Source organism: Kitasatospora sp. NPDC028961 (assembly GCF_055564815.1).
Map to the genome: position 1 here is coordinate 1 of NZ_JBVHVO010000020.1, position 17,973 is coordinate 17,973.

At 74.4% G+C, this 17,973-nt stretch carries 16 protein-coding genes; 6 read left to right on the forward strand and 10 right to left on the reverse strand.

Features of this window, described 5'->3' with window-relative positions; translation table 11 throughout:
* Positions 1-179 precede the first annotated feature (179 nt).
* The 8 genes from ACZ4UX_RS26945 to ACZ4UX_RS26980 all read right to left on the reverse strand — a co-directional run bounded on the left by ACZ4UX_RS26945 (position 180) and on the right by ACZ4UX_RS26980 (position 7,774).
* The gene (locus tag ACZ4UX_RS26945; RefSeq protein WP_352286824.1) at positions 180-800 is read right to left on the reverse strand and encodes an L-threonylcarbamoyladenylate synthase; all 621 of its coding nucleotides are present in this window, start codon (positions 798-800) and stop codon (positions 180-182) included.
* A gap of 198 nt (positions 801-998) precedes the next feature.
* Complete coding sequence (locus ACZ4UX_RS26950) at positions 999-1,838, reverse strand: hypothetical protein (RefSeq protein ID WP_465708583.1); 840 nt, start codon at positions 1,836-1,838, stop codon at positions 999-1,001.
* A gap of 272 nt (positions 1,839-2,110) precedes the next feature.
* Positions 2,111-3,214, reverse strand: coding sequence for an o-succinylbenzoate synthase (menC, locus tag ACZ4UX_RS26955; protein WP_352286827.1), 1,104 nt, complete (start codon positions 3,212-3,214; stop codon positions 2,111-2,113).
* Positions 3,211-4,053 (reverse strand): GNAT family N-acetyltransferase, encoded by an 843-nt coding sequence (locus ACZ4UX_RS26960; RefSeq protein ID WP_465708584.1) that lies wholly within the window; start codon positions 4,051-4,053, stop codon positions 3,211-3,213. The genes menC and ACZ4UX_RS26960 overlap by 4 nt, the downstream gene beginning before the upstream one ends.
* On the reverse strand, positions 4,050-5,132 hold the full coding sequence (locus tag ACZ4UX_RS26965) for a M20 family metallopeptidase (RefSeq protein WP_465708658.1): 1,083 nt from the start codon (positions 5,130-5,132) through the stop codon (positions 4,050-4,052). The genes ACZ4UX_RS26960 and ACZ4UX_RS26965 overlap by 4 nt, the downstream gene beginning before the upstream one ends.
* Before the next feature lie 232 nt (positions 5,133-5,364).
* Positions 5,365-7,107 carry a PucR family transcriptional regulator gene (locus ACZ4UX_RS26970; RefSeq protein ID WP_465708585.1) on the reverse strand — a complete coding sequence of 581 codons (1,743 nt, stop codon included), beginning with the start codon at positions 7,105-7,107 and terminating at the stop codon, positions 5,365-5,367.
* 65 nt (positions 7,108-7,172) lie between these two features.
* Entirely contained in the window at positions 7,173-7,469 is a 297-nt protein-coding gene (locus tag ACZ4UX_RS26975) for a hypothetical protein (protein ID WP_465708586.1), read from the reverse strand.
* Entirely contained in the window at positions 7,466-7,774 is a 309-nt protein-coding gene (locus ACZ4UX_RS26980) for a hypothetical protein (protein WP_465708587.1), read from the reverse strand. Before ACZ4UX_RS26980 ends, ACZ4UX_RS26975 begins: the two co-directional genes overlap by 4 nt.
* A gap of 13 nt (positions 7,775-7,787) precedes the next feature.
* Here ACZ4UX_RS26980 and ACZ4UX_RS26985 point away from each other — a divergent pair, with 13 nt between their 5' ends.
* The 4 genes from ACZ4UX_RS26985 (at position 7,788) to ACZ4UX_RS27000 (ending at position 12,324) form a co-directional block, all read left to right on the forward strand.
* Positions 7,788-8,531 (forward strand): class I SAM-dependent methyltransferase, encoded by a 744-nt coding sequence (locus ACZ4UX_RS26985; protein WP_465708588.1) that lies wholly within the window; start codon positions 7,788-7,790, stop codon positions 8,529-8,531.
* Between the two features lie 148 nt (positions 8,532-8,679).
* Positions 8,680-8,964 (forward strand): pyrimidine/purine nucleoside phosphorylase, encoded by a 285-nt coding sequence (gene ppnP / locus ACZ4UX_RS26990; RefSeq protein ID WP_465708589.1) that lies wholly within the window; start codon positions 8,680-8,682, stop codon positions 8,962-8,964.
* A 251-nt stretch (positions 8,965-9,215) separates the two neighbouring features.
* Entirely contained in the window at positions 9,216-10,382 is a 1,167-nt protein-coding gene (locus ACZ4UX_RS26995) for a 4-hydroxybenzoate 3-monooxygenase (RefSeq protein ID WP_465708659.1), read from the forward strand.
* A 163-nt stretch (positions 10,383-10,545) separates the two neighbouring features.
* A complete protein-coding gene (locus tag ACZ4UX_RS27000) occupies positions 10,546-12,324 on the forward strand; it encodes a methyltransferase (protein ID WP_465708590.1) in 1,779 nt (592 codons plus the stop codon).
* An 885-nt stretch (positions 12,325-13,209) separates the two neighbouring features.
* On the opposite strand, the gene ACZ4UX_RS27005 is transcribed toward ACZ4UX_RS27000, so the two are convergent.
* Complete coding sequence (locus ACZ4UX_RS27005) at positions 13,210-13,644, reverse strand: hypothetical protein (protein WP_465708591.1); 435 nt, start codon at positions 13,642-13,644, stop codon at positions 13,210-13,212.
* A gap of 229 nt (positions 13,645-13,873) precedes the next feature.
* On the opposite strand from ACZ4UX_RS27005, the gene ACZ4UX_RS27010 reads away from it, so the two are divergent.
* Both ACZ4UX_RS27010 and ACZ4UX_RS27015 read left to right on the forward strand, forming a co-directional pair.
* Positions 13,874-15,019: a serine hydrolase domain-containing protein gene (locus ACZ4UX_RS27010; RefSeq protein WP_465708592.1), complete on the forward strand. Its 1,146-nt coding sequence runs from the start codon at positions 13,874-13,876 to the stop codon at positions 15,017-15,019.
* A gap of 202 nt (positions 15,020-15,221) precedes the next feature.
* The gene (locus tag ACZ4UX_RS27015) at positions 15,222-16,337 is read left to right on the forward strand and encodes a serine hydrolase domain-containing protein (RefSeq protein ID WP_465708660.1); all 1,116 of its coding nucleotides are present in this window, start codon (positions 15,222-15,224) and stop codon (positions 16,335-16,337) included.
* Positions 16,338-16,396: 59 nt separating this feature from the next.
* Here the strand turns inward: ACZ4UX_RS27015 and ACZ4UX_RS27020 are convergent, their stop codons facing one another.
* Complete coding sequence (locus ACZ4UX_RS27020) at positions 16,397-17,644, reverse strand: sensor histidine kinase (protein WP_465708593.1); 1,248 nt, start codon at positions 17,642-17,644, stop codon at positions 16,397-16,399.
* Between the last annotated feature and the right edge of the window lie 329 nt (positions 17,645-17,973).

The window sequence follows — 17,973 nt, forward strand, 5'->3', positions numbered from 1 at the left end:
GCACGATATATAGTCAGAGGGTGCAGAGATGGGAGGAACGTGTGCGATGTGGGGGGGGGGGGGGGGGGACCGGCCCCCCCCCCCCCCCCCCGCCCCGACGTCGCCGACGGTGTCACCGGCCCGCTTTCAGCCCCCGGCGAACCGGTCCTGGACTCCCCGGTCGGCCCGTGGCCGGGGCGTCACTCGAAGCGGGCGGGGTCGCCGGCGCCGCGCCGGACGATCTCCGCCTCGCCGCTGGAGAAGTCGACGACCGTCGTCGGTTCCGTGCCGCAGTCGCCGGAGTCCACCACGGCGTCCAACACGTGGTCGAGGCGCTCCTTGATCTCCCACCCCTGGGTCAGGGGCTCGTCCTCGCCGGGGAGGAGCAGGGTGCTGGAGAGAAGGGGCTCGCCGAGTTCGGCGAGGAGTGCCTGCGTGACGACGTGGTCGGGGATCCTGACCCCCACCGTCTTCTTCTTCGGGTGCATCAGCCGGCGCGGGACCTCCTTGGTGGCGGGGAGGATGAAGGTGTAGCTGCCCGGCGTCGCCGCCTTGATGGCGCGGAAGACGGCGTTGTCGATGTGGACGAATTGGCCCAGCTGGGCGAAGTTCTCGCACATCAGGGTGAAGTGGTGGCGGTCGTCGAGCCGCCGGATCGTCCGGATCCGTTCGAGGCCCTCGGTGTTGCCCATGCGGCAGCCGAGGGCGAAACAGGAGTCGGTCGGGTACGCGATCAGGGACCCGGAACGGAGGCTCTCGGCCACCGTGCCGATGGTGCGGGCCTGCGGGGTCTGCGGGTGAACGTCGAAGTACTTCGCCATTGGCCGACCCTACGGGATCCACGGCCCGCCCCGCGCCCGGCCCGCGCCGGAGGCCGGCGCCTTCCCCCGGCAGCCGGCGCGGGCCGGGCGCACGTGCGCTCCTTCCGGAGGGCGGCCGAGAGCCTGACACCGGGCCGGTTCCGCGAGGATCCGCGGGCGGTGCCGGGCACGGCCCGGGCGGTGCCGGGTCCGCGGATGTCAGGGCGTCGGCGGTCGGAAGAACCAGCTGCCGAAGTGCGGGTCCATGCCGTCGATCCGCTGGTGGGGGTCGGCGAAGGCCGGGGTCAGCTCGCCGTTCGGGCCGAGCCACAGGTGGCAGTCCCAGACGCGGTTGTGGGTGGCCCCGGGGTACTTGAGCAGCTCGATCGGCGAGATGGGGGTGTTGCCGTCGGCCTGGCCGTGGAAGGCCTCGATGGGCGGCTCGGGTACGAAGTGCAGCGTCGACGCCGGGTGGATGCCGCGTTCGTGGATGAACCAGTCCTGGCGGGTCAGGCAGGCGGGCCCCTTCTTCAGCGGGTGCTGGGCGTAGTGGTAGGAGTCCGCGTAGGCCCAGCCGGCCAGCGTGTAGGGGTAGTTGGGCGTGAACCCGTCGTTCGGACCGGCGGCGGCCGGTGGCGGGGCGAAGAGCAGCAGGTCGGGCATGTCCTGCGGCAGGACCGCCGGGGTGCCCGGCACCGGGATCAGGACGTTCGAGGCGGAGAGCGGGGAGTCGGTGCGCGCGATCGCCACGCCCGAGCCGGCGAAGCTCATGTAGCCGTGGGTCAGGGCGATCCAGCCCTTGGCGCCCAGGGCGATCAGTTCGGCCTCGTTGTTGATCACTGTGGAGCCGCCGACGGCGGCCAGGACCCGGGCGCGCTCGGCGGCCAGCGCGGCGGTGCGCCGGTCCGGGGTGCAGGGCGCGGCGGCGCTGCGCGGGGTCGGACGGGCGTCGGCGGACTGGGCCGGTCCGCCGAGTGCCAGCAGTGTGCCGGCTGCCAGTGCCGTGGCGGCGGCGAGGGCCGCGAGGGCCGCGGGGCGGGGGAGTCGGAAGGACGTCATCGGCGCTGGTCTCGCTGTTCGATCGGGAGGCGCGGCGTTGTCCGGCCCCTGGGCCGTGGCTGCGCCGCTCCGTCGGCTGACTGGGTCCGGTTCCGTTCGTTCACGGAGCCATCGTCAGACTACGGTGCGTGACAGCCGGGGGAGGGGCGCCTCGCCCGGAACGGCTGTGGGCGGCGCGCAGTTGCCCGGGAGAGGACGGCGGCACCGACCGGCGTCGTGGCCGGCTCATCGGTCGTCGCGACCGATGAGCCGGCCACCCTCCCCGCGTTCGGTTACAGGGCGATCCACTCGGTGGAGGTGGTGACCTCCTTCAGGAGGTCGGGCAGGGGTTCGACGCCGAGGCCGGGGCCGGTGGGGACGGCGAGGTGGCCGTCGGCGAGGACGAACGGCTCGGTGATGTCGGTGGCGAAGTAGCGGTGGGAGCCGGAGGTGTCGCCGGGCAGGGTGAAGCCGGGGAGGGCGGCGAGGGCGACGTTGGCGGCCCGGCCGATGCCGGTCTCCAGCATGCCGCCGCACCAGACGGGTATGCCGTGGGCGCGCGCCAGGTCGTGGATGCGGCGGGCCTCCAGGTAGCCGCCGACCCGGGCCGGCTTGATGTTGATGACGGAGCACGAGCCGAGCGAGATGGCGGCCGCGGCGTCCGCGGCGGATTCGATGGACTCGTCCAGGCAGATCGGGGTCCTCAGCAGTTCGGCCAGCCGGGCGTGCTGCACCAGGTCGTCGTTGGCGAGCGGCTGCTCGATCAGGAGCAGGTCGAACGCGTCGAGTTCGGCGAGCTGCCGGGCGTCGACGAGGGTGTAGGCGGCGTTGGCGTCGACCTGCAGGAGGAGGTCGTCGCCGAAGCGCTCGCGGACCGCGCGGACCGGTTCGACGTCCCAGCCGGGTTCGATCTTCAGCTTGATCCGGGCGTAGCCCTCGGCGACGTAGCCGTCGACGGCGTCCAGGAGTTCGGGGATCGAGTCCATGATGCCGACCGAGACCCCGCAGGGGACCTTGTCGCGGGAGGCGCCGAGGTACTGGGCGAAGGACTCGCCCGACGCCCGGAGCTGCGCGTCCAGGACGGCGGTCTCCAGGGCCGACTTGGCCATCCGGTGGCCGGTGAAGGGCTCCAGCACCCGGCCGACGGTGTGGGCGTCGATGCCGTCCTTGGGCAGCGCGGGGACGAGGAACCGGCGCAGGACGTCCTGGACGCCGTCGACGTACTCGGAGCAGTAGCGCGGCTCGGACATCGCGGCGCACTCGGCCCAGCCCTCGCCGTCGGCGGTCTCGACGCGGACCAGCAGGACGTCGCGGCCGGTCTCGGTGCCGAAGGAGGTGCGGAACGGCGAGACGAGCGGCAGCTGGATCCGGCGGAGTTCGATCCCGGAGATCTTCATGACTGGTGGCTCCTGAGGGTCGGGGTGGCGGTCGTGGTCAGGGTCGTCCGCGGGGCGGTGGCGCCGGTGCGTCGGACGAGGTAGGAGCGCCGGTCGTGGAGGCCGGTGACCCGGGCACCGTCGGCGAGCAGCTCGCCCAGGGTGTGGCGGACGGCCAGTCGCCAGGCCCGGGCCGCGCCGGGGTCGGTGCGGCGCAGCGCCTCGATGTCCTCGGGGAGGTCGATGAGGACGCACTCGGCGTCGATCGGGCCGGTCTCGGGCCGGCCGTCGCGGTCGCGGACGGCGTGAGCGGTGCCGGGCGGCGCGGTGACGGGCGGGCAGGTGCCGGCGACGGTCGCGGTGACCGGCGGGGCGCTCAGGTCCCAGGTCGCCAGGACGCGGTCGGAGTCGTCGCCGCCGTTGATGGCGTCGTCCATGCGGCCGTAGAAGGACTCCAGGTACTCGGTGGGCCGGGCGCCGAGTTTGACGAGGTTGAAGTAGGCGTTGCGGCGGATCAGCGGGTCGTAGGTCCAGGTGATGCGCCGCAGTCCGTAGTCGAGTGCCCACCGGCGCTGGTGGAGCTTCAGCGCCAGGCCGATGCCGCGGCCGGGGGCGGCGCCGGTGATGTGGGAGTGCAGGGTGGTGCCGGGCGGGGTGGCGAGGAAGGCGATCGACGCCCCGACCAGGTGGCCGTCCCGGTAGGCGCCGGCCACGTAGTTGCCGGCGTGTGCGAGGGCGCGCATCACCTCGACCGGGACGGGTGTGCCGCCGCTGTCGGTGCGCCAGATGTCGGCGTAGAGGCGCTTCACGTCCTCGAAGTCCTTGAGGTCGTGGAGTTCGCGTACCTGGAACGCGGTCATTGCAGGGCTCCGGTGAGGTGGGCCAGGAGGCGGGCGCGGTGCGGCATCTCGGCGGTGCGGACGTGTTCGTGGTCGGCGTGGGCGCCGTCGCCGACGGCTCCGAGGCCGTCGAGGGTGGGGCAGCCGACGCCGGCGGTGTAGTTGCCGTCGGAGGCCCCGCCGACGGCGGCCTGCCGCAGGGGAGGGAGCCCGAGCGCGGCGGCCTGCTCGGCCGCCAGCGTGAACAGCGCGGCGGAGGCGGTGGCGTCCAGGGGCGGGCGGTTGGGGCCGCCCCGGAGGTCGAGGCGCGCGCCGGGCAGGTGGGGCCGGAGCGTGTGCACGAGGTGGTCGACCGTCTCCTGCGCCGCGGTGCTGGGGACCCGGACGTCGATGTTGAGGTCGGCCCGGGCCGGGACGGTGTTGGTCGTGGTGCCCGCGGACAGGAGGGTCGGGGTGACGGTGGTGCCGGGTCCGGTCCGCCCGACCACGGTGTCGGCTATGTCCTGCAGCGCGAGGACCTGGTGGGCGAGTTCGACGGCCGCGTTGACGCCCTTCTGCGGTTCGAGTCCGGAGTGCGCGGCGCGGCCGTGCACGGTGAGGTCGTAGATCGACACGCCCTTGCGGGCGGTCTTCAGCGCTCCGCCGTCGGCGGAGGGCTCGGCGACGAGGGTCGCGGAGCAGCGGCGGGCGGCCTCCTCGACGAGGGTGCGCGAGGTGGCGGAGCCGACCTCCTCGTCGCCGGTGACGAGCACGCAGATCCCGTCGAGCGTGGGGAGGGAGGCGAGGGCGTGGAACATCTGGACCAGGCCGGCCTTCATGTCGAAGACGCCGGGTCCGCGCGCGATGCCGTCCGCCACGGACCACGGGTGGGTCCTGAGCGAGCCGACCGGCCAGACGGTGTCGTGGTGGCCGAGCAGCAGGACGCGGGGCGTTCCGAAGGTCCACTGGACGTGGGTGACGCCGCCGTTCACCAGCAGCCGGGCGGGGGCGCCGAGCAGGCGGGCCCCCTGGGCGGCGACGACCCGGGCGCTGCGGGCCACGGCCTGGTGGTCGGCGGAGTACGACTCGCAGGTCACGAGCTCTTCGAGGTCGGCGAGCATCGCGTCGAGCTCCGGCGCGAGGTCTGCGGGCGGGGGCGCGGGCAGGGGCGGGGTTCCGAGGTCGGCCGGCACGGGTGGGTCCTCCTGGGGTGGGGTGACACCCACGCTAGGCAGCGCCGGCGGCCGCGCGTTCGTCGTCCCGTCACAACGTGGACGGCCCGTTCGTACGCGGGACCCAAGTGCCCGGACGCCGTGGTGCGCCGGAGGCGGCGGCGCCCGGACACCCGGGCGGTCAGCCGGAGGCGGTGGTCCGGCCCCCGCCCGCTCCTGAGTCGGGGTCCGCACCACCGCGCTGCGAGGGCATCAGGCGCAGTTGCAGCATCGCCGCGAACCGGGCGGCCGGGTCCTGCAGGTCCAGGCACCCCACCTCGGCCACCCGGCGGATCCGGTAGCGGAAGGTGTTGGGGTGGACGTACACGCTCGCCGAGGCGGCGATCACGTCGCCGAAGGCGTCCAGCCACGCCCGCAGCGTCTCGACGAGGTGGGCGTTGTGCTTGGCGTCGTAGGCCACCAACCGGGCCAGTGGCGCGGACAGTTCGTCGCCGTGCGTGGCGGCGAGGTCGCGCAGCTCCAGCAGCAGCGCGTCGGTGTGGACGTCCGTGATCGACGCGACCCCCGCGCCCGACCGCCGCTCGAACAGCACCCGCAGCGCGCGGTCGGCGTTCGTCCTGGACCGCGCCAGGGCGGTGGACTCCTCCGCCACCGACCCGATGCCGATGACCGCGCCCGTCCGGTTCCCGGTCCGCTCCAGGAAGTCCGAGGCCACCTGTACGGCACGCTCGCGCCGATGGGCCGCCTCGCCCCGCACCGGGAACAGCGCGTAGGCCACGTCGCCCAGGAGGGCCACCGCCGAACGCGGCTGGACGGCGGTGAGGTGGATGGCCAGCGCGCCGGCCAGGCGCTGCCGCTCCGCGGTGACGTGGGCGTGGTCCTCACCCGGGCGGTGTGCCAGCCCCAGGGCCATGACGAGGGTCGGCTCGTTCGCCAGGCCCAGCCGGCCGAGCGCGTCGGGCGCGCCGGCCCCGCCCTCCAGCACGGTGGTGACCAGGTCGGTGCGCAGCCGGTTCTCGGCGTCGGCCCCGGCGCGGTGGCGCAGCATGTGCAGGGCGACGAGCTTCGCGGCGTCCTTGAACGCGGCCTCCCTGGCGGGGGTGAGCGGTTCGCGGACCGCGGCCCACACCGAGCCGAGCACCTCGTCGCCCGCCCGTACCGCGATCGCCACGCGCGGCAGTGCCGTCTCGCCCTCGCCGACCGCCGCCGGTGCGATCCGCACCGGGTCCTCGCTGCGGTAGATCTCCCGGAAGACGCCGCGGCTCTCCATGAGCCGCACGTACCGGTCGGGGACCTGGCGGGCCAGGATGGTGGCCACCCGGGCGGGGTCCGCTTCGTCCTGGCGGCCCGAGAAGGCCAGGATGCGCTGGCAGCGGTCCTCGATGGTGACCGGCGCGTCCAGCAGGGTGGCGACGGCGTTCGCCAGGGCGAACAGGTCGCCCGAGGGCACCCCTCCCAGGGTCTGCCCGCCGCTGTCCCCGATGTCGCCCTCGGCCAGCAGGGTGCGCAGCATCGCCGCCAACTGGGCCCAGGAGGCGCCGCGGGTCAGGGCGAGCAGGGGTATCCCGGTCTCGGACACCGCCCGCGCGAGTGCCTCGCCGTCCGCGACCGAGCCGTCGACGACCGGCCCGCTCCTGGCCGGCCCGCTCCCGACCGGCCCGTCCCCGACGGGGCCCCGTACGACCAGGGCCGCGACGCGGTGGGTTGCCAGTTCGTGCAGCAGCCGGACGATCTCCTCGGAGCCCCGGACGCCGGCCCCGAGCACGATGGCCCGCGGCGGGTACTGCTGCTCGTCGTACGGGTCGTGGATCCCCACGCCGCCGATCTCCGGGGCCAGGCCGACGTCGCCGTGCAGCAGGTCGAGCAGCGTGGGGCCGAGGTCCCGCAGTACCCGGCCCAGGCCGCCGGCGGAGTGCGTCGCCATGTGCCTGATCATCTCCGCAGGTTAGGGGCCTGACCGCGCCCCCGGCTCGGTACCCTCGGACAAGGCTAAGCCCCCGGGTTCGTCGCCCGGGACGAACGCGGGGGTGGGCAGTTCGACGGGTCCGGTGCCGGCACCGGACCGACCGACGGTGTCAGCCCTTGCCGCCGGCCTTCAGGACCTCGGCCGCGGCCGCCGCCCTCGACCTCGGCCGCCACCGCGAGGTCGTCGCGGTAGGCGATGAACCAGCTGTTGGTGCCCTTGCCGGCACCGGCCTCGACGGTGCCGGTCTTGGCGCCGATCCGCCCGGACAGCCCGGACATCGGTGCCCGGGCGGCGCCCTGGGTCGCGGTCTTCGCCATCATCGCCCGCAGGACCCGCTGCCGATGTGCCACTCCAGGCCGAGGCCGAACTGGTTGCGGGCGACCTCGGGCACCGTCCCGAGCTGCAGCTTCTCCAGGCCCTTGTCGATGAACCCGGTGTTGCAGGAGCAGGTGAAGTCGTCGGTCAGGGTGCAGCCGGGGAAGACCGGCTTCGCGCCGCACGGCCCAGGACGTACGCGGCATGCAGGGGCGAACGCCTTCCTCGTTCCGGTACGGAGTTGTTCGTCGGGCCGGTCACGCGGAAATGCCGGGCCCCGATGGGGTGGCGCGTGCCAGGATCTCGGCATGTCTGGTCGCGCGTTGAGTTTCGGGGCAGTGGCGGGGGCCTATGAACGGTTCCGCCCGGGGTATCCGGAGGAGCTCTTCGACCTGGTGGCGGCCTACGCGGGCCGGCCGGTGCGGACCGCTCTGGAGGTCGGCGCCGGTACGGGCAAGGCGACCCGCCTGTTCGCCCGGCGGGGCGTGGCGGTCACCGCGACCGAGCCCGACGAGGGCATGCTCGCCGAGCTGCGCAGGCACGTGCCGGCGAGCGTCCGGACGGCGCGGGCCGCGTTCGAGGACGTGCGGCCGGGGGAGCGCTACGGACTGGTCTACGCCGCGGCGGCGCTGCACTGGACGAGGCCGGAGGGCCGGTGGTCGCACATGGCCGCGCTGGTGGAGCCCGGCGGCGTGTTCGCGTCGTTCGGCGGGCCGACCGAACTCGTCGACCCGTCCGTGGAGGAGGCCGTGCGTGCCGCGCGGGCACCGTTCCTGGAGCGCGACGACGTACCGCCCCCGGACGAGGAGCCGGACATGCGGTGGCCGGGTACGGAGCTGCGGCGGTCCGCGTGGTTCACCGACGTCCGACAGTCGGTGATCGAACGGCGGTTGAGCATGAGCGCGCGCGACTACGTGGGCCTGCTGTCGACGATCTCGGCGTACCTCATGCTGGCGCCGGGGGACCGGGAGCTGTTGTTCGGCCGGCTGCTGCGGGTGCTGCCCGGGACGGTCGAGATCGCCGCCGACATCACCGTCCATCTCGCACGCCGGTGCCACGAGCAGTAACGGAGGCGTGATCACCCGCGGGTGGGGGCCGTGGGCGCGTGGGCACCCCGCCTACTCGGAGAAACAGCTGCTCTCGCTAGCCTTGCCCATCGGGTGCCGGCGCGTCGAGTCGGCCGCCCGGCTCCGCCCGTCTCCCAGGAGGACCCCCATGTTCAAGGTCAACGAGTACTTCGACGGCACGGTCAAGTCGATCGCCTTCACCACGGAGGACGGTCCCGCGACCATCGGCGTCATGGCCCCCGGGGAGTACGAGTTCGGCACCGCGGTCCGCGAGGTCATGCACGTGGTCAACGGGGCGCTGACCGTCAGGCTGCCCGGCGCCGAGGGCTGGGAGACCTTCCGGACCGGCGAGCGCTTCGACGTCCCGGCGGACAGCAAGTTCCAGCTCAAGGTCGAAGCCGACACGGCCTACCTCTGCGAGTACCGCGACTGACACCGCCCCGGACCACCCGTTCCGGCGGAGCGGCAACGGCGGTGCCTCCCCCGGGGCGCCGTCGTTGCCGCACGATTTCCTCGCGCCGGCGAATATGACGGTCACGCGCCGATATCTGTGGCTGGCGTAAAGATTGTCATCCTATTGGCCAATTCGGGTTACCGGCGCCATGGCGGTCGCGGATCGGTGACTATGATCCACTTCTTGTGACGAACAGTCAGAGCAACATAACGGCAGTGCAGTCGGCCGACATCGTGATCCTCGGGGCGGGTCCCGCCGGTCTCCTGCTGGCCAATCTGCTCCAGCGCGGCGGGATCGACTGCGTGGTCCTGGAACGCACCGACCGCACCCGCGTACGGACCCGGGCGCGCGCGGGCTTCCTCGCCCCCAACACCCTGCGGATCCTGGACCGCCACGGCCTGGCGGAAGGCCTGCACCGCGACGGCAAGCAGCACGGCGCCTGCGAGTTTCGCACCGCCGAAGGCCGCTTCCGCCTGGACTACGGCAGCCTCGGCCGACGCGAACCGCACACCGTCTACCCCCAGCAGTACCTGGTCACCGACCTGCTGACGTCCTACCTGGAGGCGGGCGGGCGGGTGCACTTCGAGACCGAGGCACTCGCCGTGCACGACACGGGCACCACCCGCCCCACCGTGGCCGTACGGGAGGCGGACGGCCGCCTCGCCCGGTGGCAGGCCAGGTACGTGGCCGGCTGCGACGGCCGGCACGGCGCGGCCCGGCGGTCCCTGCCGCCCGGCACCGTACGCCACCACCGGGACCACGGGATCTCCTGGCTCGGCCTGCTCGCCGAGGCGCCGCCGAGCCTGGACGCCGTGGGCTACGCCGTCCACGACCGCGGCTTCGCCGGGCACATGGCCCGCACCCCGGAGGTCACCCGCTACTACCTGCAGTGCGAGCGCGGCACCGCGACCGGAGCCTGGTCCGACGGACGGATCTGGGACGAACTCGACACGCGGATGTACGCCGCCGAGCACGGGCCGCTGCACCGCGGCCGGATCCTCGAACGCGGGGTCGTCGACTTCGAGTCCGACGTCATCGAACCGCTGCGCCACGGATCGCTCCTGCTGGCCGGGGACGCCGCGAGCCTGATCAGCCCGTCCGCCGCCAAGGGCGCCAACCTGGCCGTCCTGGAGGCGGAACTCCTCGCTCAGGCCCTGATCGCCGACCTCGCGCACGGCGACTCCGAGGCGCTGGACCGGTACTCGCGGCAGGCCCTGGAGCACATCTGGCGGGCGCAGGAGTTCTCGCTCTGGATGATCCGGCTGCTCCACCGCGAGCCCGCCGCCCCCATAGGCGAATCGTTCTTCCACGAATCCTTGCGGCGCTCGCGCCTCGAATCGCTGCGCACCTCGCGCTCCCACCAGGACTGGTTCGCCGAGAGCTACACCGGCGTCTGAGCCCTCCCGCTCCACCCCGCTCCGCTCGATTCCGCTCCGCCCGACCTCGTTTGTGCCCGGCCCCGCCGCGCCCGCCACGCTCCGCCCGGCCCCGCGCCGGCCGGAGGCTGTCGGCTGCCCGCCGTCCGTCGGACTCCCGAACACCCGGACAAGGAACCGCACCATGCCGACCACGATGACGCCCCCGGACACCGACGATGTCACCCGCCTCCTCGCGGCGGCCACCTTCGTCCGGGAACACGACAGCACCACGCTGCTCCGCCTCCTGCTGCCCGGCCTCCCCGGCTCGCGGCTGCGGGCACTGGCGGACCACTGCCGCTTCGCCCACGCCGCGGTCCTGGTCTTCCCCTCCGACCGGGACGCCCTGCACGATCAACTGGCCGCCTGCGACCTGGCCGTGGACGTACCGTCGACGCCCAGCACGGTGGTCCGCGAGCGGCTGGCACAGCGGCACGGCCACGACCCCGCGGGCCTGGACGTCGCCATCCTGCGGCCACCGCTGCGCGGCCCGCTCGGTGAGCGCCGGGTGGTCGAGGTGTTCGCGCTGACCGTCCCGCCGGGCTCCGACCTGGCCGCGCTCGCCGCGCACGAGCGGGTCACCCAGCACGAGGCGCACCTCGCCTTCGAGGTCGAGTCCGCGGACCCGCTGGTGCTGGACGGCCTGTGCGCGCTGCTCGCCCGGCACGGCGCGAGCCCCGACGGCGGCGGCTACAACCCGCACGAGGACGGCACCGTCCTGTACTTCACCGCCCCGGCCGGGTCGCAGACCGGGTACCGGCGGCTGGAACTCCACATGGCGGGCGCCCACCCGGACACCCTGGCCGCACACCTGGGCCGGTACCCCGCCGGGCCGGACGAGGACCGGGGGCAGGACCGCCCGGACGGGCCCGCCGATCCGCACCGGGAAGCCGAAACGCTGCTGCACCTGCTCACCGGGGCCTGGACGACCCAGGCCCTCGCGGTGTTCGCCCGGCTGGGGCTGCCCGACGCCCTGGACACCCGCACGGGAGCCGGCGCCGAGGCACTGGCGGACCGGATCGGCGCTCACCCGCAGAGCCTCGCGACCCTCCTGCGCTACCTGGTGATGCTGGACGTGGTCGCGCAGCACCCGGACGGCTTCCGGCTCACCGGCACCGGGGCGCTCCTGAGGGCGGACGCCCCGGGGTCGATGCGGCCGCTGGCACTGATGTACGGCGGCCCGTTCTACCACTCCTTCGCGGAACTGGAGCACACCGTGCGGACCGGCGAGGCCGCCTTCGACCACCTCTTCGGCGAGAACCACTTCGACCACTTCGCCCGCGACCCCGAACTCGCCGAGCAGTTCGACCGCTCGATGGTCGCGAGCACCCGGATGTTCGAGCCGGTCCCCGCACATCCGGCGATCCTGGCCGCAGGCCGGGCCTCCGTTCCCGGCACCGTCGTCGACATCGCCGGCGGGACGGGCGAGCTGCTCGGACGCGTCCTGGCCGCCAACCCCCGCCTGCGCGGCGTCCTGCTGGAACGCCCGCACGTCGTCGTCGCCGCCCGCGGGCGGCTGGACGCGGCGGGCTGCGGCGAGCGGTGCACGTACGTCACGGGTGACTTCGCGCACGTGCCGCCGGGCGCGGACGTGTACCTGCTCTCCCGGGTCCTGCACGACTGGAACGACGAGCGCTGCCGGGACATCCTGCGCCACGTGTCCCGGGCCATGCCCGCCCACGCCGACCTGCTCATCGTCGAGCGGGTCCTGCCGGCCGACGGCTCGACCTCGCTGGCCACCGCGTGGGACCTCCACATGATGTGCAACACCGGCGGCCGCGAACGCCGCGCCGATCACTTCGCCCGGCTGCTGGCCGACGCGGGCCTCGAACTCGTCGACGACTCGCCGCTGCCGCTCGGTGGCACCCTGCTGCACGCGCGCAAGGCCGGGGTGCCGGCCCCGCGCGGCCTGACCGCCGAATGACGGTCGCGGCGGGGTGAGGGTGATCGGTGATCGGGCCCTGCTGACGGTCCTGGTGACGAGGGCCTCGACCTCGCCACCCTGCACCTGACGTCGCCCGCCATGCTCCGCCGGCTGGGCGAGCTGCTCGGACTGGTGCCCGCGCTCTGAAGCACGTCCGAAGGTGCTGGAACACGGCCGTTCCCGCAGGCGGCGGTGTTCGGGCCGGGTTCCGGCACTCCGGAGGGCCGACCTCCCGTACCGACTGCCGGCCCGGTCGGCGTGGACGCCGCGCCCGCTCCGGCCGGGACGGCGGCCTGTTCGCGGCCTACGCCCCGCTGATGGAGAACCCCGGGCGGTGCGTCGTGCGGGGGTTCAGTGCGCTTCGCGGGGGTGCCCGGCGACGCGGCGGGCACCGGCGGTGATCCTCTTGAGGAGCAGGCTCGGAATGGGCGTGCTCAGGGGCCGGTACGCGGCCGGTGAATCGGTGGCGCCGGGGCGAAGTGTCGAGGGGACGGCGGGGACGGACCGCGTCGCGGCGGGGCCGCCGCCGGTGAGTGTCTGCCGGTTGCGCACGTGCTGCTCCAGGTGGCATTGAGGCGATGGTGATGTCGGCGGCCGCGGGCGTCGAAGTCGAGGGTCGGCGTCGAGCCGTACGGCCTGCGGATGCTCGGTACCGCGCAGTGCAGAAGCAGGTAGGTGAGCGTCGCCCCGACGCGGTCTGCGCTGTCTCCGCGGACGGCGGCGAAATGCTCCCTGCGCGTTTTCTACCCGCTCCGCATGCGCGGAGTCCAGGGGTTGCCCGGAGTTCCGTGTGTTCGTCCGAACGCTCGTACCGGCTCCGTGGCGGGTGCTCCACGGAGGGCCACCGCCGGGACTCCGCCGGACCGTGTGTGCCGCCCCGCGGCCTCAGCCGGCCGGGCCGGGGAGGGACGCCCAGCCGCCGGCCGGGGCCCGGCCGACACCGAGCGAGCGGAGCTTGCGGAGGGCGGACCGGTCCTGGGCCTCCAGCCACTCGACGAAGTGCCGGAAGGAGAGGAGCCGGACGTCGGGCTTGCCCGCGAGGGTCCTGATCGTCTCGGTGGAGGCGCGTTCGAAGGCGGCGAGGTAGGAGTCGCGGGCCTGGGCGCGCCACTCCGGGTACCTGGCCGGGGGCCGGTGTCGGCGGCGGAGCCGTCCCCGATCGGCGCCGCCCGACCCACGCGCCGCACCAGGCGGCGGCCCGTGCCCGGAGTGCTGCCACCGTCCGCCGAACCGTCCGCCGAGTCGACCGGACTTCCGGCCGCGCCGGGGGTCGACGCGCTCGGGTGGAGGTCCGGTGGCGGGGCCCGGAGGCCTCGCCACCGGTGCCGTGCCCGGGAGCGCTCCGGGCCGATGTCCCTCCCGCGCGGACCCGCTGACGCCACGTCAGTTTCCGTCGGTCCCAGGAGTACGGTCCCGGCCGGGACCGCTCGCCCGGAGCCTGCTCCCACCGGCGGTTCGTCCTGGCTGCGGACGAACTCCGCGGTCCCCGAATGGTCTTCTTGATCAAGGCCGGGAACCACCGGCGCCATTGATCAAGAGAGGTCCTTCCATGAACGAGTACGTCCCGCAGAGCCGGAGCCGCCACCGTCGGCGTTGGGTGGCGACCACGGTGGCCGCGGGTGTGGTGGCGGCCGGGGCGCTGGCGCCGACGACGGCGTTCGCGGGCGGCCGGCCGGACAGCGTCCAGTCGAGTCTGAACGCGCTGGTGAAGGAGGACGGGGTGCCCGCCGCGCTGGCCGCGGTGAAGGGCCGGGACGGCCGGACCCGCAACTACACCGCGGGGGTCGGGGACCTCGCCACCGGGGCCAAGGTCCCCGTGGACGGCCAGATACGGATCGGCAGCAACACCAAGACCTTCACCGCCGTCGTCGTCCTCCAGCTCGTCGCCGAGGGGAAGGTCGGCCTCGACGCGTCCGTCGACACCTACCTGCCGGGCCTGCTGCGCGGCGACGGCATCGATGGGCGCGCCATCACCGTCCGCCAGCTGCTCCAGCACACCAGCGGCCTGCCCGACTACGTGGACAAGGACGCCATCCTCAGGGACCCGACGCGGTACTACGAGCCGCGCGAACTCCTCGACGCGGCGCTGGTCCAGAAGGCCCACTTCGCCCCGGGGACGAGCTGGGACTACAGCAACACCAACTACCTGCTGGCCGGCCTGATCATCCAGAAGGTCACCGGGCGGCCGCTCGGTGAGGAGATCGGGCGGCGCATCGTCGACCGGATCGGTCTGCGGCACACCTACTTCCCCGTTCCGGGGGACATGGGCATCCGCGAGGCCCACCCCAAGGGCTACGACCGCGGTGCGGACGGCTCGCTGCGTGAGTACACCGAGCTGGACCCGTCCTGGGGCTGGGCGGCGGGCGCCGCCGTCTCCACCCCGAGCGACGTCACCCGCTTCTTCACCGCGCTCCTCGGCGGCCGCCTGCTGCCCCCGGCGCAGCTCGCCCAGATGCGGACCACGGTGGCCGCCGACGCGGTCGCTCCGGGTGTCCGCTACGGGCTGGGCCTGCTGAGCCGGCCGCTGTCGTGCGGTGGCGTCGCCTGGGGCCACGGCGGCACGATCCCGGGCTACTTCACCGCCGGGGGAGCCACCGACGACGGCCGCGCCGTCAGCCTCGCGGTGACCATGATCCCGGGCGACGAGACCGGGGACCACGTGGAAGCCGCGGTGGACGCGGCGCTGTGCCGCTGACCCTCCCCGTACGGACCGGAGCGACCGTACCGGCATGACCGGCATGACCGGCGGGTGCCGCGCGCCACGGCGCGCGGCACCCGCGCCCCATTGGGCCCCTGACCGGCCCCCCATCAGTTCCTCCAGTATTTCCCAGCAGAGGAGTTCCATCGTGAGCGAATACGTCCCGCAGAGCCGGACCCGCCGTGGCCGGCACCGGGTGGTGGCGGTCGTGACCGCCCTGGCCGCGGGTGCCGTGGCGGCCGGAGCGCTGGCGCCGACGACGGCGTTCGCGGGCGGGCGGCCCGACAGCGTCCAGTCGAGTCTGACCGCCCTGGTGAAGGAGGACGGGCTGCCCGCCGCGCTGGCCGCCGTGAAGGGCCGCGACGGCCGTACCCGCACCTACACCGCGGGCGTCGGCGACCTCGCCACCGGGGCCAAGGTCCCCGTCGACGGCCAGATACGCGCCGGCAGCAACACCAAGACCTTCACCGCCGTCGTCGTCCTCCAGCTCGTCGCCGAGGGGAAGGTCGGCCTCGACGCATCCGTCGACACCTACCTGCCGGGCCTGCTGCGCGGCGACGGCATCGACGGGCGCGCCATCACCGTCCGTCAGCTGCTCCAGCACACCAGCGGCCTGCCCGACTACATGGACGCACCCGCCCTCGCGGACTTCACCACCGTGCAGTACCGCTACTTCGAGCCCCGCGAGCTGCTCGACGGCGCCCTCGTCCAGAAGGCCCGCTTCCCCGCCGGCGGCGGCTGGGAGTACAGCAACACCAACTACCTGGTCGCCGGGCTCCTCGTCCAGAAGGTCACCGGACGGCCGGTCGGCGAGGTGATCACCAAGCGCGTCATCGACCGCGTCGGCCTGCGGCACACCTACTTCCCCGCCCCGGGCGACACCGCCGTCCACGAGGCCCACCCGCACGGCTACTTCCGCGGCTCGCCGGACGCGCCGCTGGTCGACTACACCGAGATGGACGCCTCGATGGCCTGGGCGGCCGGGGGGATCGTCTCCACCAACACCGACCTCAACGCGTTCTTCGCCGCGCTGCTCGGCGGCCGTCTCCTGCCGCCGGCCCAGCTCGCCGAGATGCGGACCACCGTGCCCGCCGAACTGCTGGGCCCGGGGGTCCGCTACGGACTGGGGCTGCAGAGCAGGCCGCTCTCCTGCGGCGGCCTCGCCTGGGGCCACGGCGGTACCTCTCCCGGCTACCGGACCAGGGGCGGGGTGACCGACGACGGGCGGGCCGCGACCATCACGGTCACCACCGTCCCGGGCGCCACCGGCGCGCAGCACATGGCGGAGGCCCTGGACGCGGCCCTCTGCCGCTGACCCGGCCCGCTGACGGCCCCGCGGCCCCGCGGCCCCTTGGACCAGGGGCCGCGGGGCCGTCAGCCGAGCTCCTCCGGTCCGCCGCCGACCGCCGCGACCGGCAGGGTGGCCAGCACCCGGAAGCCGCCCCCGTCGACGCTGCCCGCCACCAGGCTGCCGCCCTGCAGCGCGACGCGTTCGCGCATGCCGATCAGCCCGTACCCGGTGCGGCCTGCCTGCGGCCCGGGCCCGGCGGCGCCCGCTCCGCCCCTCGCTCCGGCGCCCGCTCCGGCACCCACCAGGGCGTCCGCCGGTGCGGCGGCGCCGTCGTCGGTCACCTCGACGGTGATCCGGTCCTGGTGGTACGTCAGTTCCACGCTCGCCCGGGCCCGGCCGGCGTGCTTGCGGGTGTTGGTGAGGGCCTCCTGGACGATCCGGAACACCGCCAGGCCGGTGCTCGGCGGCAGCGGGCGCTCCTCGCCCCGGACGGTGAACCCGGTGGGCAGACCCGCCCTGCGGGACTCCTCGACGAGCCCGCCGAGGTGCCCGACCCCGGGTTGCGGCGCGGACGGGGCCCCGTCGTCCGGCTCGTCGCCGGCCCGGAGCACGTCGAGCAGGTGACGCATCTCGCGCAGCGCCATCCGGCCGGAGCCCTCCAGGGTGACCAGGGCGTCGCGCACCACCTCGGTGTCGCGGTCGAGGTGGGCGCGGGCACCGCCGGCCATCAGCTGCATGGTGGTGATGTGGTGCGCGACGATGTCGTGCAGCTCCCGGGCGATGCGGCGCCGCTCCTGAGCCACCGCGCGGTCGGCCAGCAGCCGGCGCCTGACCTCCACCTCGTGCTGCCAGCGCTTCAGCACCTCGGCCGCGGCGACGACCAGGGCCGCGGCGAGCAGGTTGACCGCCACTCCGGAGACCGGCGGGGGCCACGGGTAGCCCCGCCCGAGGAGCGGCACCGCGGCTGCCACGAGGCCGGCCGGCGCCGCCACCGCGATGCCCCGGGACCGGGCCACGGCGAACAGCGCGACGCAGAGCGCGCAGTTGAAGTGCTGCGGCACCGCGACGCTCAGGTTCAGCGCCAGGCCGAGGGCCAGCACGCCGGACAGCGACGCCAGCGGGTAGCGGCGCCTGGTGAGCAGCGGTACCGCTCCCAGGACGAGCAGGACCACGGCGGTCAGGGCGATCGGCCGGCTTCCGTCCGGGCCGCCCATCGAGTAACCGAGGAGGTCCAGGACCGCCGCTGCGACGGCCACCAGCGCGTCACTGGCCGTCCAGGGCAGGCCGTCGGTTCCCGGTGAGGGCGGCGGGGGCCGGTGGTGCGTCGACATGCTGGTGGTGGTCCTTTCCGTGGCCGGGCGAACCGGCCCTCGCGGGTCCGCCGCAGCCGTCGTCCGTGCGCCGTCCCCTGCGGTGACCTGTGGTGACCTGTGGTGACCTGCGGTGACCTGTGGTTCCGGGGGCGTCGGTGGTCCCATTGTCGCAGCGGCTCCCCTCCCCGAACCGGTACCGGGGGCCGATCCCCGACCGGGCCCCTGGTCCTGGTCGGGGCCGTGCGGCGGCCCCCGGGCCCACCGCGCGACCCCGCCGCCGGGCCGGGACGGGCCCAGGGGGCAAGGGACGGGGGTGTGCCGACCGGGGGTGTGCCGACCGCGCCGCG

Coding starts and splice junctions, on each gene's coding strand:
- ACZ4UX_RS26945 (WP_352286824.1), bottom strand. CDS start 800: ATGGCGAAGTACTTCGACGTTCACCCGCAGACCCCGCAGGCCCGCACC.
- ACZ4UX_RS26950 (WP_465708583.1), bottom strand. CDS start 1,838: ATGACGTCCTTCCGACTCCCCCGCCCCGCGGCCCTCGCGGCCCTCGCC.
- menC (WP_352286827.1), bottom strand. CDS start 3,214: ATGAAGATCTCCGGGATCGAACTCCGCCGGATCCAGCTGCCGCTCGTC.
- ACZ4UX_RS26960 (WP_465708584.1), bottom strand. CDS start 4,053: ATGACCGCGTTCCAGGTACGCGAACTCCACGACCTCAAGGACTTCGAG.
- ACZ4UX_RS26965 (WP_465708658.1), bottom strand. CDS start 5,132: ATGCTCGCCGACCTCGAAGAGCTCGTGACCTGCGAGTCGTACTCCGCC.
- ACZ4UX_RS26970 (WP_465708585.1), bottom strand. CDS start 7,107: ATGGCGACGCACTCCGCCGGCGGCCTGGGCCGGGTACTGCGGGACCTC.
- ACZ4UX_RS26975 (WP_465708586.1), bottom strand. CDS start 7,469: ATGATGGCGAAGACCGCGACCCAGGGCGCCGCCCGGGCACCGATGTCC.
- ACZ4UX_RS26980 (WP_465708587.1), bottom strand. CDS start 7,774: ATGCCGAGATCCTGGCACGCGCCACCCCATCGGGGCCCGGCATTTCCG.
- ppnP (WP_465708589.1), top strand. CDS start 8,680: ATGTTCAAGGTCAACGAGTACTTCGACGGCACGGTCAAGTCGATCGCC.
- ACZ4UX_RS27000 (WP_465708590.1), top strand. CDS start 10,546: ATGCCGACCACGATGACGCCCCCGGACACCGACGATGTCACCCGCCTC.
- ACZ4UX_RS27010 (WP_465708592.1), top strand. CDS start 13,874: ATGAACGAGTACGTCCCGCAGAGCCGGAGCCGCCACCGTCGGCGTTGG.
- ACZ4UX_RS27020 (WP_465708593.1), bottom strand. CDS start 17,644: ATGTCGACGCACCACCGGCCCCCGCCGCCCTCACCGGGAACCGACGGC.